The 22,292-nt window shown below is 45.2% G+C and carries 37 protein-coding genes; all 37 read right to left on the bottom strand.

Annotated features, from left to right (window positions below):
* Positions 1-2: 2 nt before the first annotated feature.
* Positions 3-440 (bottom strand): 50S ribosomal protein L13, encoded by a 438-nt coding sequence (rplM, locus tag ACFQU8_RS05485; RefSeq protein WP_382358195.1) that lies wholly within the window; start codon positions 438-440, stop codon positions 3-5.
* Between the two features lie 229 nt (positions 441-669).
* Positions 670-1,422: a tRNA pseudouridine(38-40) synthase TruA gene (gene truA, locus ACFQU8_RS05480; protein WP_382358194.1), complete on the bottom strand. Its 753-nt coding sequence runs from the start codon at positions 1,420-1,422 to the stop codon at positions 670-672.
* 18 nt (positions 1,423-1,440) lie between these two features.
* Positions 1,441-2,241 (bottom strand): energy-coupling factor transporter transmembrane component T family protein, encoded by an 801-nt coding sequence (locus tag ACFQU8_RS05475; RefSeq protein WP_382358193.1) that lies wholly within the window; start codon positions 2,239-2,241, stop codon positions 1,441-1,443.
* Entirely contained in the window at positions 2,234-3,106 is an 873-nt protein-coding gene (locus tag ACFQU8_RS05470) for an energy-coupling factor transporter ATPase (protein ID WP_382358192.1), read from the bottom strand. Before ACFQU8_RS05470 ends, ACFQU8_RS05475 begins: the two co-directional genes overlap by 8 nt.
* Positions 3,082-3,921 carry an energy-coupling factor ABC transporter ATP-binding protein gene (locus tag ACFQU8_RS05465; RefSeq protein ID WP_382358191.1) on the bottom strand — a complete coding sequence of 280 codons (840 nt, stop codon included), beginning with the start codon at positions 3,919-3,921 and terminating at the stop codon, positions 3,082-3,084. Before ACFQU8_RS05465 ends, ACFQU8_RS05470 begins: the two co-directional genes overlap by 25 nt.
* 191 nt (positions 3,922-4,112) lie before the next feature.
* Positions 4,113-4,466: a 50S ribosomal protein L17 gene (gene rplQ / locus ACFQU8_RS05460; protein ID WP_382358190.1), complete on the bottom strand. Its 354-nt coding sequence runs from the start codon at positions 4,464-4,466 to the stop codon at positions 4,113-4,115.
* Positions 4,467-4,521: 55 nt separating this feature from the next.
* Positions 4,522-5,466 carry a DNA-directed RNA polymerase subunit alpha gene (locus tag ACFQU8_RS05455; RefSeq protein ID WP_382358189.1) on the bottom strand — a complete coding sequence of 315 codons (945 nt, stop codon included), beginning with the start codon at positions 5,464-5,466 and terminating at the stop codon, positions 4,522-4,524.
* Between the two features lie 268 nt (positions 5,467-5,734).
* On the bottom strand, positions 5,735-6,127 hold the full coding sequence (gene rpsK / locus ACFQU8_RS05450; RefSeq protein ID WP_382358188.1) for a 30S ribosomal protein S11: 393 nt from the start codon (positions 6,125-6,127) through the stop codon (positions 5,735-5,737).
* 18 nt (positions 6,128-6,145) lie between these two features.
* Positions 6,146-6,499, bottom strand: a complete 354-nt coding sequence (rpsM, locus tag ACFQU8_RS05445; RefSeq protein ID WP_382358187.1) for a 30S ribosomal protein S13 — start codon at positions 6,497-6,499, stop codon at positions 6,146-6,148.
* A gap of 24 nt (positions 6,500-6,523) precedes the next feature.
* A complete protein-coding gene (rpmJ, locus tag ACFQU8_RS05440) occupies positions 6,524-6,637 on the bottom strand; it encodes a 50S ribosomal protein L36 (protein WP_382358186.1) in 114 nt (37 codons plus the stop codon).
* Between the two features lie 36 nt (positions 6,638-6,673).
* Positions 6,674-6,892: a translation initiation factor IF-1 gene (gene infA / locus ACFQU8_RS05435; RefSeq protein WP_382358185.1), complete on the bottom strand. Its 219-nt coding sequence runs from the start codon at positions 6,890-6,892 to the stop codon at positions 6,674-6,676.
* Positions 6,885-7,205: a KOW motif-containing protein gene (locus ACFQU8_RS05430; RefSeq protein ID WP_382358184.1), complete on the bottom strand. Its 321-nt coding sequence runs from the start codon at positions 7,203-7,205 to the stop codon at positions 6,885-6,887. The genes infA and ACFQU8_RS05430 overlap by 8 nt, the downstream gene beginning before the upstream one ends.
* A gap of 185 nt (positions 7,206-7,390) precedes the next feature.
* A complete protein-coding gene (locus tag ACFQU8_RS05425) occupies positions 7,391-8,035 on the bottom strand; it encodes an adenylate kinase (RefSeq protein ID WP_382358183.1) in 645 nt (214 codons plus the stop codon).
* A 32-nt stretch (positions 8,036-8,067) separates the two neighbouring features.
* On the bottom strand, positions 8,068-9,360 hold the full coding sequence (secY, locus tag ACFQU8_RS05420; RefSeq protein WP_382358182.1) for a preprotein translocase subunit SecY: 1,293 nt from the start codon (positions 9,358-9,360) through the stop codon (positions 8,068-8,070).
* On the bottom strand, positions 9,360-9,800 hold the full coding sequence (gene rplO, locus ACFQU8_RS05415; RefSeq protein ID WP_382358181.1) for a 50S ribosomal protein L15: 441 nt from the start codon (positions 9,798-9,800) through the stop codon (positions 9,360-9,362). The genes secY and rplO overlap by 1 nt, the downstream gene beginning before the upstream one ends.
* A gap of 28 nt (positions 9,801-9,828) precedes the next feature.
* Positions 9,829-10,014, bottom strand: coding sequence for a 50S ribosomal protein L30 (gene rpmD, locus ACFQU8_RS05410; RefSeq protein ID WP_382358180.1), 186 nt, complete (start codon positions 10,012-10,014; stop codon positions 9,829-9,831).
* Positions 10,015-10,026: 12 nt separating this feature from the next.
* On the bottom strand, positions 10,027-10,533 hold the full coding sequence (gene rpsE / locus ACFQU8_RS05405; protein ID WP_382358179.1) for a 30S ribosomal protein S5: 507 nt from the start codon (positions 10,531-10,533) through the stop codon (positions 10,027-10,029).
* Between the two features lie 23 nt (positions 10,534-10,556).
* On the bottom strand, positions 10,557-10,919 hold the full coding sequence (rplR, locus tag ACFQU8_RS05400) for a 50S ribosomal protein L18 (RefSeq protein ID WP_382358178.1): 363 nt from the start codon (positions 10,917-10,919) through the stop codon (positions 10,557-10,559).
* Between the two features lie 32 nt (positions 10,920-10,951).
* Entirely contained in the window at positions 10,952-11,488 is a 537-nt protein-coding gene (gene rplF / locus ACFQU8_RS05395; protein WP_382358177.1) for a 50S ribosomal protein L6, read from the bottom strand.
* A gap of 29 nt (positions 11,489-11,517) precedes the next feature.
* On the bottom strand, positions 11,518-11,916 hold the full coding sequence (gene rpsH, locus ACFQU8_RS05390; protein WP_382358176.1) for a 30S ribosomal protein S8: 399 nt from the start codon (positions 11,914-11,916) through the stop codon (positions 11,518-11,520).
* Between the two features lie 30 nt (positions 11,917-11,946).
* Complete coding sequence (locus ACFQU8_RS05385) at positions 11,947-12,132, bottom strand: type Z 30S ribosomal protein S14 (RefSeq protein ID WP_382358175.1); 186 nt, start codon at positions 12,130-12,132, stop codon at positions 11,947-11,949.
* 16 nt (positions 12,133-12,148) lie between these two features.
* Entirely contained in the window at positions 12,149-12,688 is a 540-nt protein-coding gene (gene rplE, locus ACFQU8_RS05380; protein WP_382358174.1) for a 50S ribosomal protein L5, read from the bottom strand.
* Positions 12,689-12,714: 26 nt separating this feature from the next.
* Positions 12,715-13,026: a 50S ribosomal protein L24 gene (gene rplX / locus ACFQU8_RS05375; protein ID WP_382358173.1), complete on the bottom strand. Its 312-nt coding sequence runs from the start codon at positions 13,024-13,026 to the stop codon at positions 12,715-12,717.
* Positions 13,027-13,065: 39 nt separating this feature from the next.
* Positions 13,066-13,434 (bottom strand): 50S ribosomal protein L14, encoded by a 369-nt coding sequence (rplN, locus tag ACFQU8_RS05370; RefSeq protein ID WP_382358172.1) that lies wholly within the window; start codon positions 13,432-13,434, stop codon positions 13,066-13,068.
* Between the two features lie 42 nt (positions 13,435-13,476).
* Positions 13,477-13,740, bottom strand: a complete 264-nt coding sequence (rpsQ, locus tag ACFQU8_RS05365) for a 30S ribosomal protein S17 (RefSeq protein WP_382358171.1) — start codon at positions 13,738-13,740, stop codon at positions 13,477-13,479.
* Positions 13,741-13,764: 24 nt separating this feature from the next.
* Complete coding sequence (rpmC, locus tag ACFQU8_RS05360) at positions 13,765-13,962, bottom strand: 50S ribosomal protein L29 (RefSeq protein WP_382358170.1); 198 nt, start codon at positions 13,960-13,962, stop codon at positions 13,765-13,767.
* Positions 13,952-14,386 carry a 50S ribosomal protein L16 gene (gene rplP, locus ACFQU8_RS05355; RefSeq protein ID WP_382358169.1) on the bottom strand — a complete coding sequence of 145 codons (435 nt, stop codon included), beginning with the start codon at positions 14,384-14,386 and terminating at the stop codon, positions 13,952-13,954. Before rplP ends, rpmC begins: the two co-directional genes overlap by 11 nt.
* 18 nt (positions 14,387-14,404) lie before the next feature.
* A complete protein-coding gene (rpsC, locus tag ACFQU8_RS05350; protein WP_382358168.1) occupies positions 14,405-15,046 on the bottom strand; it encodes a 30S ribosomal protein S3 in 642 nt (213 codons plus the stop codon).
* Between the two features lie 3 nt (positions 15,047-15,049).
* On the bottom strand, positions 15,050-15,391 hold the full coding sequence (gene rplV / locus ACFQU8_RS05345) for a 50S ribosomal protein L22 (RefSeq protein WP_382358167.1): 342 nt from the start codon (positions 15,389-15,391) through the stop codon (positions 15,050-15,052).
* Between the two features lie 18 nt (positions 15,392-15,409).
* A complete protein-coding gene (gene rpsS / locus ACFQU8_RS05340) occupies positions 15,410-15,688 on the bottom strand; it encodes a 30S ribosomal protein S19 (RefSeq protein WP_382358166.1) in 279 nt (92 codons plus the stop codon).
* Positions 15,689-15,740: 52 nt separating this feature from the next.
* Positions 15,741-16,577: a 50S ribosomal protein L2 gene (rplB, locus tag ACFQU8_RS05335; RefSeq protein ID WP_382358165.1), complete on the bottom strand. Its 837-nt coding sequence runs from the start codon at positions 16,575-16,577 to the stop codon at positions 15,741-15,743.
* A gap of 24 nt (positions 16,578-16,601) precedes the next feature.
* The gene (gene rplW / locus ACFQU8_RS05330; RefSeq protein ID WP_382358164.1) at positions 16,602-16,886 is read right to left on the bottom strand and encodes a 50S ribosomal protein L23; all 285 of its coding nucleotides are present in this window, start codon (positions 16,884-16,886) and stop codon (positions 16,602-16,604) included.
* Positions 16,883-17,509, bottom strand: a complete 627-nt coding sequence (gene rplD / locus ACFQU8_RS05325) for a 50S ribosomal protein L4 (RefSeq protein ID WP_382358163.1) — start codon at positions 17,507-17,509, stop codon at positions 16,883-16,885. The genes rplW and rplD overlap by 4 nt, the downstream gene beginning before the upstream one ends.
* Before the next feature lie 24 nt (positions 17,510-17,533).
* Complete coding sequence (gene rplC / locus ACFQU8_RS05320) at positions 17,534-18,166, bottom strand: 50S ribosomal protein L3 (RefSeq protein WP_382358162.1); 633 nt, start codon at positions 18,164-18,166, stop codon at positions 17,534-17,536.
* A 28-nt stretch (positions 18,167-18,194) separates the two neighbouring features.
* The gene (rpsJ, locus tag ACFQU8_RS05315; protein WP_382358161.1) at positions 18,195-18,503 is read right to left on the bottom strand and encodes a 30S ribosomal protein S10; all 309 of its coding nucleotides are present in this window, start codon (positions 18,501-18,503) and stop codon (positions 18,195-18,197) included.
* Between the two features lie 367 nt (positions 18,504-18,870).
* Positions 18,871-20,061: an elongation factor Tu gene (gene tuf, locus ACFQU8_RS05310; protein ID WP_382358160.1), complete on the bottom strand. Its 1,191-nt coding sequence runs from the start codon at positions 20,059-20,061 to the stop codon at positions 18,871-18,873.
* A gap of 120 nt (positions 20,062-20,181) precedes the next feature.
* Positions 20,182-22,260, bottom strand: a complete 2,079-nt coding sequence (gene fusA / locus ACFQU8_RS05305; RefSeq protein ID WP_382358159.1) for an elongation factor G — start codon at positions 22,258-22,260, stop codon at positions 20,182-20,184.
* Positions 22,261-22,292: the final 32 nt, after the last annotated feature.

Below are 22,292 nucleotides of genomic sequence, written 5' to 3'. Positions count from 1 at the left end.
AATTAGCCGCGAAGCTCGTAAACTTCCGGTTTTTGTGCTTGATGCTGATGTTCAGCGCCGCTGTAGACATGCAGCTTTTTGCCCATTTTGCGCCCAAGAGGGCCTTTAGGAAGCATACCTTTAACTGATGTCTCAATCAGTTTGACTGGATGGTTCTTACGCATCTCGTTAGCAGAACGTTCCTTAAGACCGCCTGGCCGGCCGGAATGACGATAGTAGATTTTATCCGTCAGTTTCTTGCCAGTCAGTTCGACTTTGCTAGCATTGATAATGATTACATTATCACCACCATCAACATGTGGTGTATACGTTGGTTTATGTTTGCCGCGCAAGATTGAAGCAATTTCGCTGGACAACCGGCCAAGACGTTTGCCTTCAGCGTCCACAACCAGCCACTTGCGTTCAATATTATTTTCATTTGCCATGAACGTTGTGCGCATAATCTTTCCCTCCGTTTACCGTTTAGTCATTGTTACGATTAATGTTTAACGTTTTAATATTTCAGCACAATTAGTTTCCGGGGCTAATCGTGGTTCAAATAAATTTACCACACATCATATTATACCAGAACCACTCGAATGTCAAGCATTAAAGCTGGGTTTGAGCCGGCTAAATAGCTCGTACTCATAGCCATTTGTCGATTATTTCCCAGGAAATGCTGAATAAACACTAGAATGTGTCGTCATACGTTACTTGCCATAAATAGAGCCCTTGCGGCGGCAGCGTATCGCCCCCGAAGCGGCGGTCTTTTTGTGCCAGCATGTCAGCAATCGAAGACGGTTCCAGCCTCCCTCGGCCACTATCAAGTAATGTGCCGGCAATAATCCGGACCATGTTGTATAAAAAACCGTCACCTCTTACAATAATGACGATTTCGCCGCCGTCCTGCTGACAGGAAACGTCATATAATGTCCGGACCCGTCCACCCTTGATATCTGCCTTAGCTGAAGCAAACGTCGTGAAATCATGGGTCCCTTCCAGGTAATGTCCTGCCTCCTGCATTCTGGTGACATCCAGCTGATGGGGAAAATGGAATAAATAGTTTCGTCTGAACACATCTGGTTCGGTTTCATTAAGAATATAATAGCGGTACTCTTTTTCCACAACATCGAACCGGGCATGAAACGATGCTGGCACCTCGGCTGTTTCAGCGACAAAAATATCCGCTGGCAGCATTGAATTCAGAGCCCGCTTCCACTCAATCGGCGACAGCTGAAACACTGGTTCAAAATGGGCCGTCTGTGCTTTTGCGTGAACACCTCTGTCCGTCCTGCCCGATGGATAGACAGGGATATGAGTCCCCTTGTGAATTTTTGTGAGCGCCTTTTCCAGTTCACCCTGCACTGTGCGAACGTGCGGCTGGGTCTGCAAGCCGGAAAAGTGAGTCCCATCATAGCTGAACACACATTTAATTTTTGCCATACGTTCCTCAGCTCTTTCCTAATAATATCGCGTCATCAAAAGGGCAGCAATCACCAGAATAAACAGCATAAAGATCAGAAAGTCACGCTTGGCCAGCTTCAGCTCACGCAATTTCGTCCGTCCTTCACCACCCTGATAGCCGCGGGCCTCCATAGCCATTGCCAGTTCCTCAGCTCGTTTAAATGCACTGACAAATAAAGGCACAAGCAGCGGTACAACAGCTTTGATACGCTCTTTAACAGGCCCTGTGCGAAAATCAACGCCTCTTGACGCCTGGGCCTTTGAGATTTTGTCCGTTTCCTGCAGAAGTGTCGGAATAAATCTTAAAGAAATCGACATCATCAGCGCCAGCTCATGAACGGGAAACCGGACCTTTTTCAGCGGATTAAGCATGGCCTCAATCGCATCGGTGATTTCAATCGGAGTCGTTGTCAGCGTTAATAACGATGTGACAAGGATAAGCAGGAAAAACCGAATCGATATGGCAAAACCCTGCATGACCCCACCTGAGTAAATCTTAAACCCCAGCAGATCGACCAAAACAGTCCCTTCATTCGTTACAATCAGATGCAGTATAAACGTAAAAACGATCAAAAACCAGACAGGCAGCAGTCCCTTTAAAATAAAGCGAAGGGGAATCCTGGTCGTCAGCATACTTGCCAGCGCAAAGGCAATCAGCACACTGTAACTTGAAACGGAATTAGCTAAAAATACAATGAAAACAAAGAAAAATATAACCGTTATTTTCGTCCGGGGATCCAGTCGATGGACAAGTGATTGACCCGGCACATACTGGCCAATAATTAAAACATTATTCATCGGGGCTGTCCCCCTTCAGGACCCCGCGCATCTCTTCTGCGAGTTCGGCTGCTGATTGCCTCCGGAAAGTGATATTCTGATTAAACCTATCATTAAATGCATTAATGAATTGCACTATTTCCGGCACATCGAGCTGAACGTCATGCAGAGCCTCTTTCTGGGTCAGCACGTCTTCCGGTTTGCCTTCCATATACTTGCCGCCGTTATTTAAAATGATGACATTATCGGCATATTTAACGGCATCTTCCATGCTGTGTGTCACTAAAATGGTCGTCAGGTTCTCCTCCTGATGCAGATCATAAAACATGGCCATCATGTCACGCTGCCCGCGCGGATCCAGACCTGCTGTCGGTTCATCCAGAACAAGCACATCCGGTTTCGTGGCCAGAACACCAGCAATTGCCGCGCGACGCATTTGCCCACCGCTCAAATCAAACGGTGAACGTTCCAGCAGCTCATGCGACAGACCTGTCTCCGCCACCACCTCATCAATGCGTTTATCGATCACATCCGGTGCGACGCCAAAATTCTTCGGCCCAAACGCAATATCTTTTCGGACCGTTTCTTCAAACAACTGGTGCTCCGGATATTGAAAAACAACACCAACATGGCTGCGCAGCGTTTTCATATCCCCCGGCTTGCCATGAGGCGTCAGATGGTAATCCCCCATGACAACTTCGCCTTTGGTTGGACGGACCAGCCCATTTAAATGCTGAATCAATGTTGATTTTCCCGATCCCGTATGACCAATAATGGCGGTGAAGGAGCCGGATGGAATAGCGCAGGAGAAATCAGCGAGAGCCTTATGCGCGAAAGGCGACTTGTCCTGATAAATATAGCTTACATCTTTGAACGTGATATCCATAATTCCTCCAGCAGCTCTTCGTGGTTTAAGGCCTCATGGGTAATGGGCACGCCTGCCTGTTTAAGATTATCGGACAGCGCTGCAACAAAAGGAACATCCAGACCAATGTCGCGCAGTTCCGCTCTCCGGGCGAAAATGTCACGGGGCGCTGCTTCAGCCCAAATCCTGCCCTCATTCATGACAATGACACGTTCTGCCTGCACAACTTCACGAAGATCATGTGTTATGGTGATCAAAGATAAATGGCGCTGTTTCTGAATCTCCGCCACCGTTTGCATAATTTCTGTCCGGCCTTTCGGATCGAGCATCGCCGTTGCCTCATCTAAAATAAGCACTTGCGGAAAAATAGCCAGGACACCAGCGATCGCCACACGCTGTTTTTGACCGCCAGAAAGCTTATCCGGCTCTGTCAGCAAGTAGTCTTTCATGTCCACAGCTGTTAAAACCTCGTCAATCCGCTTGACCATTTCCTGCCTTGGAAGGCCTCGATTCTCCATCCCAAAGGCGACATCATCCTGCACCGTTGTACCGACAAATTGATTATCCGGATTTTGAAACACCATGCCGACATCCCGGCGGATATCCCAGATTGATTCCGGCGTAACCTGGCGGCCATTTATCATGATCTGTCCTTCCTGCGGAAACAGCAAACCATTCATCAGCTTGGCAATCGTGGATTTACCTGAACCATTATGGCCAATGAATGCCATGGCCTCATTTTCATAAATCTCAAATGAGCAATTATTTAATACCCAGGGCTGCCCTTCCGAATACCTGAATGATACATTCCGAAATTCAACCAGTTTATCACGCATCTCAGCTCCCCCTTCTTTTCTCATCTCAGCTCCATAGCTCTGCAGCTCTATTCTCATACGCCAGACACGTCATAAGCCAGACTGTTGTATCGCGTTAAGACAGCACAGTGCGGCGGTTCTTTTATGCAAAAAAAGGGCCTGGATTCACCTCATAAAAGAGATTGTCTCCTGCCCTTATCCATTCGCCTGTATTAAACCAGTTCAATGATTGCCATGTTTGCGCCATCGCCTTTACGCGGTCCCAGTTTAAGAACGCGTGTATAGCCGCCTTGTCTCTCATCATAGCGGCCGGCGACGTCATCAAACAATTTTTGGATAACCTTTTTATCCTCATCTGCCTGCTGATCATACAGGAAAGAAGCTGCCTGGCGACGCGCATGAAGATCACCGCGTTTACCGAGTGTGATCATTTTATCTGCTGTCGATTTCAAATCTTTGGCTTTTGCTTCTGTTGTTTGAATTCGTTCATGAATAATTAAATCCGATGTCAGATTGCGAAGCATTGCCATACGCTTATCGGTTGCACGCCCAAATTTTCTGGCCATGGACTATTCCCTCCCTTTATTGAAAGTCTATCGGCTATTATAGCGTTATTGACGATCAGTCGTCGTCACGCAAACCCAAACCTAAGTCTGCCATTTTCTCCTTGACTTCTTCCAGTGACTTGCGGCCAAGGTTACGCACTTTCATCATATCTTCTTCAGATTTATTAGAAAGCTCCTGTACCGTATTAATGCCGGCACGTTTCAAGCAGTTATAGGACCTGACAGACAAATCAAGTTCTTCAATTGTCATTTCCATAACTTTTTCTTTTTGATCTTCTTCTTTTTCAACCATAATTTCCGTTTTCTGTGCTTCATCCGTCAGGCTGATAAAGATATTCAGATGCTCATTAAACACTTTAGCACCTAAAGAAACGGCTTCCTCGGGACGAATGCTGCCATCTGTGGTTACGTCCATTGTCAGTTTATCATAGTTGCTGACCTGGCCGACACGCGTATTTTCCACTTGATAGCTGACACGTGAAACGGGGGTGAAAATCGAGTCAATTGGGATAACACCGATCGGCTGTTCATCATACTTGTTAGCCTCAGCCGTACGATAGCCGCGCCCATGCTCTGCGGTCAGCATCATATGAAGACTTGCATTGCCATTAATGGTTGCAATAACAAGTTCCGGATTCAAGACTTCAACATCACTGTCAAAAGTCAGATCTGCAGCCGTCACTTGGCCTTCACCCTGCACATCAATCTCCAGTGTTTTCACATCATCGGAGTAAATTTTCAGTGCAAGCTTTTTCAAGTTCAGAATAATCGAGGTTACATCTTCAACAACCCCTTCGATTGTTGAAAACTCATGCTGAACACCATCAATTTGAACGGATGTAACAGCAGAGCCCGGAAGTGAAGATAACAGGATACGACGCAAGGAGTTTCCCAGTGTAGTACCATATCCACGTTCAAGCGGCTCGACAACGAATTTTCCGAATGTCGCATCATCAGTGGTCTCTATCGTTTCTATACCCGGCTTTTCAATTTCGATCATTCTGCCAAAACCCTCCTTTAAAACGTCGAAATCCCGGTTAGACTGCAATCAGTGTCTAACCGAAATTCCCCAAACAGGCAGTTGGTATTTTGCAGTCACTACCACCTCTGGGCTGAAACTGGTTTTCAGATTCATCCATTGGGTGATACAGGTTCTTTACGATCATTGACCATGGCTTAAAAAGCACACGTCATTATCCTATTAAGGATACAATTTCAACCATCATAACCCATTATAGACATAGTGACAAATTTTAAACAACGACACCTTATACACGACGACGTTTAGGCGGGCGGCAGCCATTATGTGGAACTGGCGTTACGTCACGAATAGCGGTAACTTCCAATCCAGCTGCCTGCAGTGAACGAATAGCTGCTTCACGTCCAGCGCCAGGGCCTTTTACAGTCACTTCAAGAGACTTCATACCATTTTCAACGGCATTTTTAGCAGCCGTTTCAGCAGCTGTCTGTGCAGCAAATGGTGTTGATTTACGGGACCCTTTAAAGCCAAGAGCGCCGGAAGAACTCCATCCGATCGAATTTCCCTGCACATCTGTAATCGTAACGATTGTGTTGTTAAATGTGGAACGGATATGCGCAATACCCGTACTCACATTCTTTTTCGCACGGCGTTTACGTGTTGTGTTTTGTTTACGTGCCATATAAATTTCCCTCCTTTATTAGTTTTTTACACGACGCGGCCCTTTAACGGTGCGTGAGTTATTCTTTGTCTTTTGACCTCGCACTGGCAAACTGCGGCGGCGTCTGATACCTCTGTACGATCCGATTTCAATCAGACGCTTGATGTTAAGTGATTGGTCACGGCGCAGATCACCTTCGACGTTATAATTCCCAATGGATTTACGAATGCTGCTCAGCTCGTCTTCAGTCAAATCACGCACACGCGTATCAACAGAGACGCCTGCATCTTCGAGAATATCCCGGGCAGTGCTATCGCCGACACCATAAATATACGTCAAAGAAATAACTGCGCGTTTATCACGCGGAATATCGATACCTGCAATACGTGCCATAAGTGTTTTGCACCTCCTTATTAATTAGCCTTGTCTTTGCTTGTGTTTCGGATTATCACAAATGACCATAACCTGGCCTTTTCGTTTAATAATCTTGCACTTTTCACAGATTGGTTTTACAGATGCTCTGACTTTCATCATCTTACCTCCTTTTACATCGGAGCTCACAAGAGTCTATTTATACCGGTACGTAATTCGCCCTTTTGTTAAATCATACGGCGAAAGCTCAACCGTTACTTTATCACCAGGCAGAATGCGGATGTAATGCATGCGGATTTTGCCGGAAACATGGGCCAATATCTTATGGTCATTTTCCAGCTCCACATTAAACATGGCATTCGGCAGGGTCTCGGTCACAGTACCTTCCACTTCAATAACATCGTCTTTAGCCATCGTGTTGATCTCCCTTCTTCAAATCAGTCACAATTTCACTCCTAAACTTAGTTAAAGCAAACCGCAATTTGCCATTTGTGACACGACCAGTTTCCAGAAGGCTGTTTTGGACTTCCGGGGAAACAAAATCCATTACTTCAACATGGTTCAGGTTTTTCCTTTTCGGCTGATCATATTTACGTTTTTCCCCATCTGCCAGCAAGACATACCGGTCGTCAATTATTTTTAACACAACCGCGTACTGACCTGCTTCACGTCCTTGCAAAATACGAACAACTTGGCCTATTCGCGGAATTGAATCAGCTTCATCCAACAACGATCACCTTCACTTAAGCTATTAATTACTTAACAAAGCGTTATTCGTTAATAGGCGGCAGATCCTGACCTGCGGGCGCCGCTTGATGACCGAAGCGTTCAGGATCGTTATGAACACCTTCTGAACCCATTATACCGTGAACTGGTCCAGAGTGCATCCAATCGATATGCAACCGGGATCCTTTATTGTTTAATCGCTGATTGAATATCCTGAAATACGTGATCAATCATCTGATCACCGTCAACTGTAACAAGATAACCTTTATCATTATAAAAATCAAGTAAAGGCTTTGTTTCTTTCATATTGACATCAATACGGTTTTTGACTGTGTCAGCTTGATCATCTTCACGCTGAATTAGCTCGGAGCCGTCAAGGTCACATAAACCTGCCTGTTCAGGCGGATTATAAATGACATGATACGTCGCTCCGCATACTGGACAAATTCTGCGGCCTGTCAGACGCTCGATCAGCTGATCTTCAGCCACATTGACATGCAGCACTTTATCAAGCGTCCGGCCCATATTTTTCAGAATCGACTCCAGAGCCTCAGCCTGGGCAATGGTTCTTGGAAATCCGTCCAGCAAAAAGCCTTCCCGGCAGTCATCTTTCTTCAGCCTTTCGTCGACGATGCCAATCGTCACATCATCCGGAACAAGTGCACCCTCATCCATATAGGTTTTAGCCTTCCTGCCGAGCTCCGTATCGTCCTTGATCGCGGAACGGAGCATATCGCCTGTTGAAATATGAGGGATGTGATACGCTTCATTAATTTTCTCTGCTTGTGTTCCTTTACCGGCACCCGGCAGTCCCATCAAGATTAAATTCAATCATTTCCCCTCGCTCTCATTGGCAGCACGCTTTATTTAATAAAGCCTTTATAGTGTCGCTTAACCAGCTGGCTTTCCAGTTGTTTCATGGTCTGCAGCGCTACACCTACAACGATCAGCAGACTCGTGCCGCCGATTTGTACCGATTGGGGCACACCTCCAATACTGCCTAAAAGGATAGGCAGAACAGCAACTGCTGCGAGGAAAAGCGATCCCACAAAGGTTAAGCGATACATCACACGTGTCAAATAAGTCTCCGTGTTTTGACCGGGTCTGATGCCCGGAATATAGCCGCCTTGTTTTTGCAGGTTTTCGGCCATTTGTTCAGGGTTAACCTGGACAAACGTATAGAAATACGTAAATGCAATAATCAATGCAACATAAATGACCATCCCAATTGGCTGGGTATAATCAAAGATGTTTTCAATTGTTGCTGCAAATTCATTCCCTTCAAAAAGTCCGGCAATCGTTCGTGGCGCAATAATAAATGCAATCGAAAAAATCACTGGAATAACCCCAGCAGCATTCACTTTTATTGGCAAATGCGTGGAATGACCACCCACAGGTGAGCGATTGACCAGCTTTTTGGCATACTGAATAGGGATCTTGCGCAACGCCTGCTGGATAAAGATGACGCCTACTGTGACAGCAACAATAACCAAAGCGATTAAAGCCACAATGATAATGTTAATGAATAATTCATCACCGGCATCAACAAAGTATTGGGCATATAACTGGTTAACACCATTTGGAATGGCTGCAACAATACCAGAGAAGATGATAATGGATATACCATTTCCGACACCATTTGCTGTTATCTGTTCGCCGAGCCACATTAAAAATGATGTTCCACTTGTCAATACAATAGCAATCAGCAGAAATTTCCATACACTTGGATCACTTATCAGTTTACCGCCAGCCATGGCATTAAACCCGATTGACATGGCAATTGCCTGCACAAATGCCAGTGCAATCGTGCCATACCGGGTTACCTGGGCAATCTTTTTGCGGCCCATTTCACCTTGCTTTTTCCACTCAGTGAACTTAGGAACAACATCCATCTGTAATAACTGCATAATGATCGATGCGGTAATATAGGGCATGATCCCCATAGCAAAGATAGAGAAGTTTTTAAGTGCCCCGCCGCCAAACGTGTTTAGAAATCCGAAAACATTCTGCTGGTTCATAAAGTCGATTGCTTCTTTATTCGTATAAGGAACCGGAATGAACGTACCAAGACGAAAAACAATTAACATTGCCAATGTAAATAAGATTTTCTGTCTGATATCACGTACTCGCATAAAATTGGAGATTGTACGGAACATTAAACCACCTCTGTTTGACCGCCCGCTGCTTCGATGGTTTCTTTCGCTGAAGCTGAGAATTTATGAGCTTTAACAACAAGTTTTTTGTCAACATGCCCATTCCCAAGGACTTTAACACCGGACTTCGGCTTATTGATGACACCTTCTTCTAGTAACAGCTCAGGAGTAATTTCCGTTCCTTCTTCAAAACGATTCAGAGTCCCCAAATTGACAATCGCAAATTCCTTGCGGTTAACATTTGTGAATCCGCGTTTCGGGAGACGCTGAAACAATGGCAACTGTCCACCTTCAAAACCTGGACGGTTGTTACCGCCTGAACGTGCTTTTTGCCCTTTATGGCCTTTGCCGGACGTTTTTCCGGTTCCGGAACCAACGCCCCGACCAACACGCTGTCGTTTATTGCGGCTTCCTTCTGCTGCTTTCAGTTCATGAAGCTTCATTGTGTGCACCTCCTCCTCAACTATATAGTTAGGCCATTTCTTTAACCGTGACGAGATGATCTACTTTATCAATCATACCACGTACAGCTGGCGTATCGTCACGTACAATTGATTGACGAATTTTTTTCAGACCCAGCGATTGAACGGTTTCCCGCTGTTTATCAGTTTGACCAATAACACTGCGCGTGAGGGTGATCTCTAATTGTTTAGACATAATTATTCCCTCCTATCTTAACAGTTCTTCGACAGATTTGCCGCGTAGCCGAGCTACGTCTTCGGCTGTTTGCAGATGAGATAGGCCGTTTAGAGCAGCCCTGATCATATTAATCGGTGTATTGGATCCGAGTGATTTTGTCAGGATATCATGAACACCTGCAAGTTCCAGGATAGGACGAACAGGACCGCCGGAGATAACACCGGTACCTTCTGAAGCAGGTTTCATCAACACATTGCCGCCGCCATATCGACCATTGATCTGATGTGGAATAGTTGTTCCAACGATTGGTACTTCAATCAGATTTTTCTTAGCATCGTCAACTGCTTTATTGATGGATTCCGGTACTTCTTTTGCTTTGCCGGTTCCAAAACCTACGTGTCCATCTTTATCACCAACCACAACCAGTGCAGCAAAACGGAAATTCCGTCCGCCTTTAACAACCTTCGCAACACGGTTGATTGCGACAACACGTTCTTCAAGATCTAATTTGTTTGGATCAATACTCGTATTATTCATCTATGTCCCTCCTTTTACTTCAATTAAAATGCCAGACCAGCTTCACGAGCAGCATTGGCCAATGCTTCAACGCGGCCATGATAGAGGTAACCGCCACGGTCAAATACAACCGCTTGATACCCTTTATCCTGGGCACGTTTTGCAACCAATTCACCGACTTGTTTAGCTGCTTCAACATTACCTGTTGATTCAAGACTTAATCCATTATCTACGGTAGAAGCACTTGCTACTGTATGACCAGTAAAATCATTAATGATTTGTGCATAAATGTGTTTATTTGAACGGTACACGTTCAGACGCGGCCGTTCTTCAGTTCCGAAAACATTCTTGCGAACACGAGCATGCCGTTTTTGGCGTGCTTTATTTCTGTCAGCTTTCGTGATCATCCGGTTCACTCCTTTCTGCTTCCTAGCTCACCTTACTTAGCCGATTTACCCTCTTTAAGGGTTACTAGCTCACCTTCATAACGAAGGCCTTTCCCTTTATAAGGCTCCGGTGGTCTGACCGCGCGGATGTTGGCAGCGACAGCTCCAACCAGTTCCTTGTCAATGCCTTTGATTACAATTCGCGTATTTTGTGGAACCTCAATATCAATGCCTTCAGTTGGCTCCACTTCAATCGGATGTGAATAGCCGGCTGTTACAATCAGTTTATCACCTTGCATTTGTGCACGATAGCCGACACCATTAATCTCCAATGCTTTTTCAAAACCTTTATTGACGCCCTCTACCATATTGGCAATCATGCTGCGGGTTGAACCGTGCAGTGAGCGATGTTCCTTACTGTCATCCGGGCGCTGGACCGTTAGAACATTGTCATTCATAGTGACTGTCATATCAGGATGAACAGTACGAGTCAATTCGCCTTTCGGACCTGATACAGTCACAGTCTTTCCATCTAATTTCACGTCAACACCCTCGGGTATCTCCAAGGGTTTCAGACCGATACGGGACATGTCATACACCTCCAGTCTAACAGATTATATTACCAGGCATAAGCCAGTACTTCGCCGCCAACAGCTTGTGTACGTGCTTCTTTATCAGAAAGAACACCATGTGATGTTGATACAATAGCAATACCCAAGCCGTTCAGAACACGGGGTACTTCATCAGCTTTAGCATAGACGCGCAAGCCTGGCTTGCTGATGCGTTTAATACCGGTGATGACCCGTTCATTATTGTTACTGTATTTTAAGAATATCCGCAGAATACCCTGCTTGTTGTCTTCAATAAATTCATAATCACGCACAAATCCTTCACGTTTCAGGATAGCCGCAATTTCAGTCTTCAATTTAGAGGCTGGAAGCTCTAGCTTTTCATGCCATACCATGTTGGCATTACGAATGCGCGTCAGCATATCTGCAATTGGATCTGTCATAACCATTACTACATTACCTCCTTCCCAAATAGGGGTTTACCAGCTTGCTTTTTTGACACCAGGAATTTGACCTTCGTGAGCGAGTTCACGGAAACAAATACGGCATAACTTAAATTTACGCAAAACACTATGCGGACGGCCACAGCGTTTACAACGGCTGTATTCCTGCACTTTAAACTTTTGCGGTTTCTTTTGTTTCTCGATCAGGGCTTTTCTAGCCATTCTCTTCCCTCCTCGTTTATTGCTGGAAAGGCATACCCAGTTGTGTCAGCAGTTCATGCGCTTCTTCATCGGTATCTGCTGAAGTCACGACCACGATATCCATGCCACGCACTTTGCTTATTTTATCGTAATTAATTTCTGGGAAAATCAGCTGCTCTTTAACACCTAGTGTGTAATTGCCGCGGCCATCGAATCCTTTTTTGGAAACACCGCGGAAGTCACGAACGCGCGGGAGTGATACACCAATCAGTTTTTGCAGAAAATCATACATCCGCTCACCTCTCAATGTCACTTTCGTCCCGATCGGCATTCCCTTACGCAGACGAAATCCGGCAATTGACCTTCTGGCTTTTGTTACGACCGGTTTCTGTCCAGAAATAAGTGCAAGTTCTTCGACAGCATTGTCCAATGCTTTGGAATTTTGCACAGCGTCACCGACACCCATGTTAATAACGATTTTCTCGATGCTTGGTGCCTGCATGACAGAATCATAATTAAATTTATTCATCAAAGATGGCAGAATGTCATCCTGATAGGTTTGCTTCATTTCATTCATCACGAGCGCCCTCCTTTCGACAGCAGTTATTTATCAATTGCTTCTCCGGATTTTTTAGCAATACGGATTTTCTTTCCGTCGCGAATTTCGTTTCCAATACGAGTTGGTTCACCGGATTTCGGGTCGATCAGCATAACATTGGAAACATGTACAGATGCTTCCTGGTTAAGAATGCCGCCCTGTGGATTATCCTGTGAAGGTTGGGCATGTTTTTTAATCATATTGATGCCTTCGACTAAAACACGTTCACTTTTCGGAAACGCTTCGAGAATCGTACCCTCTTTGCCACGGTCTTTACCGGACATTACTTTCACTTTATCGCCTTTTTTTACATGCATGCCTGTCGCACCTCCCTACAAGGCTTTTTTATTGTTCAGTTACAATACTTCTGGAGCCAGGGATACAATTTTCATGAACTTGTTGTCACGCAGTTCACGTGCAACTGGTCCGAAAATACGTGTACCTACTGGACCTTTATCATCACGGACAACAACGGCCGCATTCTCACCAAAGCGAATATAAGATCCGTCTTTACGACGTATACCGGACTGTGTACGAACAATAACAGCCTTTATAATCTCGCTTTTTTTGACAACCCCGCCTGGTGTTGCATTTTTCACCGTGCAGACTACGACATCACCAATGTTGGCAGTTTTACGTCCTGATCCGCCCAAAACTTTAATCGTTTTAACTTCACGCGCACCAGAATTATCAGCAATCTTTAAACTCGTTTCCTGTTGGATCATAAGGTGTGACCTCCCTTCAGATAACTTCCGAATGACTTTAACTTAAATAATAACCGACTCTTCAACGATGCTCACTAAGCGAAAGTGTTTCGTTGCCGAAAGTGGACGGGTTTCCATAATCTTGACGACGTCCCCTTGTTTAGCCTGGTTATTTTCATCATGTGTCTTGAATTTCTTGGAATATCTGACACGTTTGCCATACAACTTATGAAATTCATACGTTTCAACTAAAACTGTAATGGTTTTATCAGCTTTATCCGATACGACACGACCTGTATAGGCTTTACGATTATTTCTCTCAGTCATATTGGATAACCTCCTCTCAGGTTATTAATTAAGGCTTAGTTCCCGTTCACGCACGACCGTTTTCATACGGGCGATTGACTTTTTGACCTCTCGGATTCGTGCTGTGTTCTCTAATTGGCCAGTTGCCAGCTGAAAGCGTAAATTAAACAATTCTTCTTTAAACGATCTGACTTTTTGTTCAATCTCGGCAGTGGTTAATTCGCGAATTTCATTAGCTTTCATTTGATTCACCACCAATTTCCTCGCGTTTTACAAACTTGGTTTGGATTGGCAGCTTATGAGATGCAAGCCGTAACGCTTCGCGTGCTACTTCTTCATCCACACCTGCTATTTCAAACAAGATTTTTCCTGGTTTAACGACTGCTACCCAGCCTTCGGGAGCACCTTTACCGGAGCCCATGCGTACTTCAAGAGGCTTCGACGTATATGGCTTATCAGGAAAGATTTTAATCCAGACTTTACCGCCACGTTTCATATAGCGTGTCATGGCAATACGAGCTGCCTCAATTTGGCGGCTGGAAATCCATGCTGCCTCAGTAGCCTGCAGGCCGTATTCACCAAATGCGACGCTAGTTCCACCTTTTGCTCGGCCTTTCATGCGGCCGCGATGCTCTTTACGATACTTAACACGTTTAGGCATTAACATAATGCATGTCCCCCTTCCTTAATCATCATTTTTTGTTGGAAGGACTTCTCCACGATAGATCCACACTTTGACACCGAGTTTACCATACGTCGTGTCGGCTTCTGCACGACCAAAATCAATGTCAGCACGAAGTGTGTGCAATGGAACAGTTCCTTCGCTGTAAGCTTCCCGACGGGCAATATCCGTACCGCCTAAACGTCCGGCAACTTGCGTTTTAACACCTTTGGCTTCTGAACGCATGATACGCTGAATCGATTGTTTCTGCGCACGGCGGAATGAAATGCGGTTTTCCAGTTGGCGAGCAATATTCTCAGCAACCAATGTGGCATCCAAATCGACTTTTTTGATTTCCACAATGTTGATGTGAACACGTTTACCCGTCAGCTTATTTAATGATTTCCGCAGAGCCTCGACTTCAGAACCGCCTTTACCGATAACCATCCCTGGCTTGCCGGTATGAATCGTGATATTAACACGGTTGGCTGCACGTTCTACATCGATATGTGAAACAGCAGCTGTTTTTAGACGCTTATTCAGGTATTCTCGGATTTCGATATCTTCATGCAATAAGTCTGCATAATCATTGCCGGCGTACCATTTTGATTCCCATTCCTTAATAACGCCAACACGAAGACCGTTAGGATTTATTTTTTGACCCAATGACTATCCCTCCTTCTTTTCTGCTACCACGACAGTTACATGACTGGTGCGTTTATTAATTTGACTTGCCCGTCCCTGCGCTCTTGGACGGAAACGTTTCAACGTAGCTCCTTCATCAACAAATGCTTCCGAAATAACTAAGTTATCCGGCTCCATTTCATAGTTATGTTCAGCATTAGCGATAGCCGAATTCACAACCTTTTCGACAACTGGCGATGCGCCGCGCTGTGTATGACGCAAAATAGCAATCGCTTCTCCAACGTCCTTTCCTCGAATCGAATCGATCACAAGACGCGTTTTACGAGGAGCAATGCGAACAGACTTTGCAACAGCTTTTGCCTTCATTTCGAGTGCCTCCTCCCATTAGCGTTTTGTTTTCCTGTCATCACCTGAATGCCCTTTAAACGTACGGGTAGGGGCAAATTCACCTAATTTATGGCCGACCATATCCTCTGTTACATAAACGGGAACATGTTTCCGTCCATCATAAACAGCAATGTTGTGGCCAACAAAATTAGGGAAAATTGTTGAACGGCGTGACCAGGTTTTAATGACTTGCTTTTTATCGGTCTCATTCAGGCTTTCAACCTTTTTCATCAGATGGTCATCTGCAAATGGTCCTTTTTTCAAGCTGCGAGTCATGAGTAAACCTCCCTTCGCATTAACATATTTTTGCGTTACTCAGGCTATCGCATTACTTTTTGCGTTTACGTTCACGTACAATATACTTGTTCGAAGGCTTACTCCGTTTACGTGTTTTATAACCCATTGTTGGTTGTCCCCAAGGTGATACTGGTGATTTCAGACCAATTGGTGAACGTCCTTCACCACCACCATGCGGGTGATCGCTAGGGTTCATAACAGTACCACGGACAGCTGAACGGCGTCCTGACCAGCGTGTCCGGCCAGCCTTACCTACTTGAATCAGTTCGTGCTGTTCGTTGCCAACTTCGCCAATGGTTGCACGGCATTCAGACAGAATCAGCCGAACCTCTTCGGATGCTAAACGAACAAGTGTATATTTGCCATCACGTCCAAGAACCTGTGCATTAGTACCTGCTGAGCGTACGAGCTGAGCACCATGACCCGGGTTCAATTCAACATTGTGGATGATCGTGCCAACAGGAATGTTCTTCAGCCTTTTAGCATTTCCCATCTTAATATCGGCATCTTCACCTGATCTGATTTCCTGACCTGCTTTCAGGCCTTTTGGAGCCAGAATATAGCGTTTCTCACCATCTGCATAGTTGATAAGAGCTATGTTAGCTGTGCGATTAGGGTCATATTCAATCGTAGCAACGCGGCCAGGTATGCCGTCTTTATCACGTTTAAAGTCAATCAGACGATATTGACGCTTGTGGCCGCCGCCTATATGGCGCATCGTCATTTTACCCTGGTTGTTACGTCCACCGCGTCTGTAAATCGGCCTCAGCAGCGACTTCTCTGGTGAGTCCGTTGTGATTTCTGCAAAGTCGGATGCAGACATACCACGTTTACCATTTGAGGTCGGTTTAAATTTTTTAATCGCCATCTTTATCCCTCCTTTTTATACTTGTTATTCAAACAAATCCAGTTCTTTGCTATCTTCTGAAAGCTGTACGACAGCCTTTTTAATGTCGGGGCGATAACCGCCATAACGTCCCATGCGCTTAAATTTGCCTCTTAAATTGGCTGTGTTCACACGTTTAACTTCAACATCGAATACGAGTTCAACAGCTTCTTTAATTTCCGTTTTATTCGCATTAGGATCAACAACAAACGTATATTTCTTTTCCGCCATTAGATCGGAAGAATGCTCTGTAACGACGGGGCGTCTTATAATATCGCGCGGTTCTTTCATTGTGAAAGCACCTCCCCTGCTTTTTCTGCTGCATCTTTTGTGATGATCAGTTCATCGTACGACAGCAAATCTAAAACATTCACGTCATCTACCGTGATCACATGAGCGTTTGGCAGATTATTTGCTGACCGGACAACATTCGCATCTCTGTCAGCTGTCACAATCAATACCTTGTCATCAACGCTCAAGGCATCAAGCATTTTAACAGCTTCTTTTGTCTTCGGTGCGTCGAATGCAATATCGTCTAAAACAACGACATTATCGTCCTGCACTTTAGAAGACAGAGCAGATCTAAGCGCTAAGCGACGCGCTTTCTTCGGCATCTTGAAACCGTAACTGCGTGGTGTCGGGCCAAACACTGTTCCGCCGCCGACCCATATCGGTGAACGGGTTGAACCGTGGCGTGCACGTCCTGTTCCTTTTTGACGCCATGGCTTGCTTCCTCCGCCGCGTACTTCTGAACGGTTTTTCACATCATGTGTGCCCTGACGCATTGACGAACGCTGCATAACAACAGCTTCATGCATGACGTGTGTATTCGGCTCAATGCCAAATACGGCATCGTTTAATTCAACGTCTCCAGCTTGTGAGCCATCTTGTTTTAATAGTGCTACCTTAGGCATGACATATCCTCCTTTCATCCATAATTATGAATTAGCTTTAACAGCACCCGTTACTTTAACGAATGATTTTTTCGGACCTGGAATGTTTCCTTTGATCAGGATCAGGTTGCGTTCCGAATCGACTCTGACAACTTCAAGGTTTTGGACCGTCGCTTTTCTTCCACCCATTTGGCCGGGCAATTTAGTACCTTTAAACACATGCATGGCTGTCATATCACCCATCGAACCCGAACTTCTGTGAAAGTGCGATCCGTGTGTTTTGGGTCCGCGATTGTAATTAAAACGCTTGATGGTACCCTGGAACCCTTTCCCTTTCGTTGTTCCAGTTACATCGATCAAATCTCCGGTCTGGAACGTATTAACCGTTATCTCCTGACCCACTTCATAGGCATCAGAATCTGCGTTACGGATTTCACGAACGTAGCGCTTAGGGGTCGTGTTTGCTTTTTCAGCATGGCCTTTTTCCGCTTTAGTCGCACGTGATTCTTTTTTCTCAGCAAAACCGAGCTGCGCAGCTTCGTAACCGTCATTCTCAACAGTCCGCTTCTGCAGCACAACATTAGGTTCAGCCTGGATAACCGTTACAGGGGTTAATTCACCCTCATCGGAAAAAAGCTGTGTCATGCCGATTTTGCGTCCTAAGATTCCTTTCGTCATCCGTTACACCTCCTATATTTATCAATCATTATAATTTAATTTCAATGTCAACACCTGATGGCAGGTCAAGACGCATCAGTGAGTCTACCGTCTGTGGTGTTGGGCTGACAATATCGATCAAGCGTTTATGTGTGCGCATTTCAAATTGCTCACGGGAGTCTTTGTCCTTAAATGGGCTGCGCAATACCGTGAAAACCGATTTCTCAGTCGGCAAAGGTATTGGGCCGGACACATTGGCACCCGAACGTTTGGCAGTGTCTACAATCTTTTCGGAAGACTGATCTAAAATGCGATGATCATACGCTTTTAACCGAATTCGAATTTTCTCTTTTGCCATTATTTTCCCTCCTTTGCGCTCAATTTTTAAATGGAGCTGCTCCGTGAAAATTTCTTGATGACACCGCCATGGCAAAGGGGCCGGGTGTATCAACAACCTTCCACTTCATCGCTTTCTGATCAACATTAACATTATACAAAAGTTATGTGACCAATGCAATATTTATAGTATGACTAGTAGATTGCACATTAAATTATTATACAAACAATTTCCCGTGATTGCAAGGGCTGCAGCTGATTTTTTACAGAATAACAGGGATTCACCGGATCTATTCTAAGAGAAAACAGCAAAATCTCTACTCAAGGAAAAACAGGCAGCGTATGGGCTGCCTGTTTCAGATCCGGATCGACTAAATTTTATGAAACAGTTACTGCTGAATTTCTGTTACAACGCCAGAACCAACTGTACGGCCACCTTCACGAATTGAGAAGCGCGTGCCATCTTCAATCGCAATTGGTGAAATCAAATCAACATGCATTTGAACGTTATCACCTGGCATGACCATTTCAACACCCTCAGGGAGCTGAATAACACCCGTTACATCCGTGGTACGAAAGTAGAATTGCGGGCGATAGTTAGCAAAGAATGGTGTATGACGTCCGCCCTCCTCTTTCGAAAGCACATAAACTTCTGCTTTAAACGTTGTATGCGGTGTAATAGAACCTGGTTTCGCAAGAACCTGACCGCGATCAACCTGTTCACGCGAAATTCCGCGCAGCAATGCCCCGATGTTGTCGCCGGCTTCTGCATAATCAAGCAGCTTACGGAACATCTCAACACCAGTAACCGTTGTCTTAGTCGGTTCCTCAGAAAGACCAATGATTTGAACGTCGTCGCCAACTTTAACCGTTCCGCGTTCAACACGGCCAGTCGTTACTGTACCGCGGCCTGTGATGGAGAATACGTCCTCAATAGGCATCATGAATGGTTTATCATGGTCGCGTTCAGGGGTTGGGATATATTGATCGATGGCATCCATCAGTTCATAAATTTTCTGCTGATACTCTTCGTCACCTTCAAGAGCCTTCAAAGCAGATCCTTTAATAACTGGGATATCGTCACCTGGAAAATCATATTCACTCAGGAGATCGCGGACTTCCATTTCAACAAGTTCCAAAAGCTCTTCGTCGTCAACCATATCCACTTTGTTAAGGAAAACAACGATAGCTGGAACGCCAACATTACGTGAAAGCAGGATATGCTCACGTGTCTGAGGCATTGGGCCGTCAGCAGCCGATACTACAAGAATGGCACCATCCATTTGAGCTGCACCGGTGATCATGTTTTTAACATAGTCAGCGTGGCCGGGGCAGTCAACGTGTGCATAGTGACGTGTTTCCGTCTCATACTCAACGTGAGATGTAGCAATTGTAATACCACGCTCTTTTTCTTCTGGTGCATGGTCGATCTGGTCAAAATCCATAGCTTCGACCTCATCGGATTTTTCATGCATTGTTGTTGTGATAGCTGCAGTAAGCGTCGTTTTACCATGGTCGACGTGTCCGATAGTTCCAATATTCACATGGCTTTTGGAGCGGTCAAATTTTTCTTTAGACATATATAGTTCCTCCTTTAATAAATTCACCCTGATTTTCTTTGATTCACAGACTGGGGTAAACAAGTATGCCTGCCCACAGCCTTTACTCAAAGTTATACGTTAGAATACCAAAAAAATCAATTATTCGCCCGTATTTTTCTTAATAATTTCTTCAGAAATGCTCTTTGGCACTTCTTCATAGTGAGAAGAGTGCATGGTGAACGTTCCGCGTCCCTGTGTGTTCGATCTTAGAGATGTCGCATAGCCAAACATTTCTGACAGGGGCACAAAGGCCTTAACCAGCTGTGCCGGACCACGGGGTTCCATGCCATCTACACGACCACGGCGGGCCGTTACATCACCCATGATATCGCCCATATATTCTTCAGGGATAACAATGTCAACTTGCATCATAGGTTCAAGCAGTACCGGCTGGCTTTTGTTTTTGGCTTCTTTCAAAGCCATTGACCCAGCAATTTTAAAGGCCATCTCGTTGGAGTCAACATCGTGATAGCTGCCGTCGAATAATGTTGCCTTAACATCAATCATCGGATAGCCGGCAAGAACACCATTACCCAATGCTTCCTGAATACCTTCATCAACGGATGGAATATATTCACGCGGAATGGTGCCGCCAACAATTTTGTCGACAAATTCATAACCTGCGCCTTCTTCATTAGGTTCGAATTTAACAACAACGTGACCATATTGTCCGCGTCCTCCGGATTGTTTAATAAATTTACCTTCAACCTCGGAAGCTGCCCGGAACGTTTCGCGATAAGCAACCTGTGGTGCACCAACCTGAGCATCAACCTTGAATTCCGCTTTCAGGCGGTTGACGATAACGTCCAAGTGCAACTCGCCCATTCCGGAAATGATCGTCTGGCCTGTTTCATTATCCGTCTCTGTTTTGAATGTCGGATCTTCCTCTGCCAGTTTAGCAAGTGCCATACCCATTTTATCCTGGTCGGATTTTGTCTTAGGCTCAATGGCAACTGAAATAACCGGCTCCGGAAAGTCCATGGATTCAAGAATAACGGGCTCTTTCTCATCACAGAGCGTTTCACCAGTCGATGTATTTTTCAAACCGACGCCGGCAGCAATCTGACCGGCATGGACGGTCTTGATCTCCTGACGGGAATTCGCATGCATTTGCAGAATCCGTCCAATACGCTCCCGCTTGTCTTTAAGCGGATTTCTGACATATGAACCAGCTTCCAGCGTGCCGGAATATACCCGGAAAAATGTCAGCTTACCGACATAAGGGTCTGCCATAACTTTAAACGCAAGTGCGGAAAAAGGAGCACTGTCATCAGCCGGGCGGCTTGTTTCTTCTTCTGTATCCGGAACCATGCCTTCAATCGGCGGTACATCGGTTGGCGACGGCAGGTAGTCAATGACACCATCCAATACGAGCCGAACACCTTTGTTTTTAAAGGCTGAACCGCAATAGACTGGATAAAATTCAACATTCAATGTCGCTCTGCGGATTGCCTGCTTAAGTTCTTCGACAGAAATGTCGTCGCCTTCAAGATATTTCATCATAATATCTTCATCAGCTTCTGCTACAGATTCAATTAATGAAGCATGCAGCTCCTCAGCCTTTTGCTTATAATCTTCAGGGATTTCACCTGGTTCAGCCCGGGTTCCAAGCTCATCTTCATAATGATAAGCTTCCATCGTAACCAGGTCAATAATACCCTCAAAGTTATCCTCTGCACCAATCGGAAGCTGGACAGGGTGCGCGTTAGCACCAAGACGTTCTTTAAGCGTATCGCTTGAATATAAGAAGTCAGCGCCGACTTTGTCCATCTTGTTAACCATAACAATTCGCGGCACACCATATGTGGTTGCCTGGCGCCATACTGTTTCTGTCTGAGGCTCAACGCCGGACTGCGCATCAAGTACTGTCACAGCACCATCGAGCACACGCAGCGAACGCTCAACTTCAACAGTGAAATCCACGTGTCCTGGTGTATCAATAATATTTATACGATGGTTTTTCCATTGAGCAGTGGTTGCAGCAGAAGTGATGGTAATGCCGCGATCCTGTTCCTGCTCCATCCAATCCATTTGGGATGCACCTTCATGGGTTTCACCAATTTTATGGATACGTCCTGTATAGAAAAGAATACGCTCGGTGGTAGTCGTTTTGCCTGCATCAATGTGCGCCATAATACCAATGTTGCGCGTCTTTTCCAAGGAGAAATCTCTGGCCATGTATTCTTCTCCTTTCTCAAGAAAACTTTTAT

It is taken from the genome of Lentibacillus kimchii (assembly GCF_042666895.1).
GTDB lineage: Bacteria > Bacillota > Bacilli > Bacillales > Amphibacillaceae > Lentibacillus > Lentibacillus kimchii.
Note: the sequence above shows the minus strand (reverse complement) of the source record. Positions and strands in the feature narration are given on the sequence as shown.